General features: G+C 69.2%; 2 protein-coding genes. Both read right to left on the bottom strand.

Annotated elements, in window-relative coordinates:
* Positions 1-1,615: hypothetical protein (locus DA1_RS29195; RefSeq protein ID WP_155737680.1), on the bottom strand; the 1,615-nt coding region annotated here is incomplete at its 3' end.
* Positions 1,615-2,208: hypothetical protein (locus tag DA1_RS29200; protein WP_062794203.1), on the bottom strand; the 594-nt coding region annotated here is incomplete at its 5' end. The genes DA1_RS29195 and DA1_RS29200, both read right to left, overlap by 1 nt.

Here is a 2,208-nt window from a genome sequence, read left to right on the forward strand (position 1 = left end):
CGACAAAGCCCACGCGCTGGGGCCAGGGCTGGGGCAGCATCCGCCGCTCCCATGTGGCGCCGCCGTCGGCCGAGACCATGAGCTGAGCCCGGCCGCCGGGATAGTCGATCACGCCGGGCGAGCCCTCGGCATGGATGTACTGGGGGTCGAACTGGACCCACAGCAGCGGCTTCTTGTCCACGCGCACGCCGCCGCCGTAGCCCACGGCCCAGTAAGGCGGGTAGTGCCGCAGGCCGCCGATCACATCGCCAGCATGCAGCCCTGCGCTGAACCGGCTGCCCGGGATGGTGCTGATGCGCGTGGCGCCGGCGCGGGTGAACGCATAGACCTGCACGCTGGCCGCATCGGGCGCGGGCACCAGGCTGTCCAGCTGCAGCGCGGAGACCAGCAGCAGCGTGTCCTTGTCGCGCGGCACCATGGCGGCGATCACGGGCGCGGCGTTGCCATCCGTGATACCGGTGTGCGGCACATGGGCCCAGGACGCGCCGTTGTCGTCGCTCCAGAGATAGGCCCAGCCCGCGCTGGCTGCGGACACGCTGCCGGCGCCCGGCAGGCGCAGCGTGGTCATGCGCAGGGCCAGCACCAGGGTCTGGGGCGACAGGCGCACCAGGTCCATCTCGACCGGCGCCATGTATTGCCCAGGGCTCATGGCAGCGGGCATGGTGATCTTGGAGGTCTGCACGCCATCGGCCGTGGTGCGTGTGCAGGTCAGCCGGAACAGGCCCGAGGAATCCGGGTGGTAGCAGTCCTCGGCCAGCCCATGCACGGCGACCAGGCTCAAATAGCTCTTGCCATCCTGCTTGGCCATGGCCGGCTCGGCCACGGCATAGGTGCTGCTGGGGTCTGCGCGCATGCTCAACAGCACGCGCCCGAACAGCAGGCCCGCATTGGCCGCATAGACCTTGCTCGCGTCGTACAGCTGATCGTCGTCGGCGAAGAAATCGATGGAGCGCGACCCCGGATCAAAGCCCAGGCCGCTGTGCACGCCGAACTGCAGCAGCACCTTGCCGCCGGCAGGCCGGTCCGGGTCCATGCGCACCAGCTCGACGCCCGTGCAACGGCTGACGCGGCGCACCGGCTGCACGAAGCGATTCATCCCCGCGAAATACCGCGTGTCGCCAGCCGCCGAGATCTCGCGCACCAGCAGCACCGTGCCGTCGCCCAGGGAGAACAGCCGCCGCTTGCCGTTCTTGGTGGCATGGTCGGCCGTCTCCACGCGGGTCTCCACACGGGTGAAGCGCGGCACGCGGGTCTGCAGCTTGGAAGCGGCCAGATTGCCGAAGGACAGCGGCCCCTGCTGCTCGTCCAGCGCAGACGCCATGAGCTGCACCCGGGGCACTGCGTCGGGCGCGCCCGAGGCCGGCGGCGCCACATCGTCGGGCACGGCCTGTGCATAGCCATCCGTCAGGCGGCGCGCGTCCGGCGGCTCCCACAGCGACACCAGCTGCACGACCTCGCCGCCCGTGCGCCGCATGGTGACGAACTCGCCCGAGCGCTGCACCTCGCTGCCGTCGCGCCGGTCGGTCATGAAGGTGTTGCCCACGTCCAGCATGCCCTTTAGGGCCTGGTGCTCTGGCCCACCGGCATCGCCCTTGAGGTCCTTGTGGATCAGCATCACAGCTCCTCGCGCGCCAGCAGGAAGTCGGTCCAGAACTCGGAGGGACCGCCCCCGCTGGTGCCGTTCCACCAGAAGGCGGCAAGGCTGTCTACGCCATTGAAGGCCCCATCCGCCTGCACACGGTCCGTCGCTGAAAGCGCATAGGGCCGCATCTCCTGCCACTCGAATTCCGTGCCCGCCAGTTCGGCTGCCGTGATCTCGCCCAGCAACACCTCGCCATTGAGTACCTGGAAGCCGCCGCCCCGGCTCACAAGGCGCAGCTCCTGCACCGTCGAAGGCACGTTGACCGGCTTGACCACAGAACCGGCCGCGTCCAGATCGAACTCGTGCACGCCCTCGTTCGTGTCCTTGTACAGCAGAGTGACGTCCGCCGTGACACTGACGGGCTCACCGGCTACTGTGACCTGGTAAAGCCCCACGTTGATCGTGCGCACCAGTTGGGCCGGCGCCCGGACCTCGAAGTCCGGCGCCGGCGGCAGGCCCAGGTCCAGGAAGCCGCGCGACGGGTTGATCGCATCCCCGTTCCAGCCGAACGCCCAGTGCGCCGCATCGATCAGGTCCTGGAAGTCCAGGCCCAGGTAGGGATCATC

The organism is Delftia acidovorans NBRC 14950 (genome assembly GCF_001598795.1).
Classification (GTDB): Bacteria; Pseudomonadota; Gammaproteobacteria; order Burkholderiales; family Burkholderiaceae_C; genus Comamonas; species Comamonas acidovorans.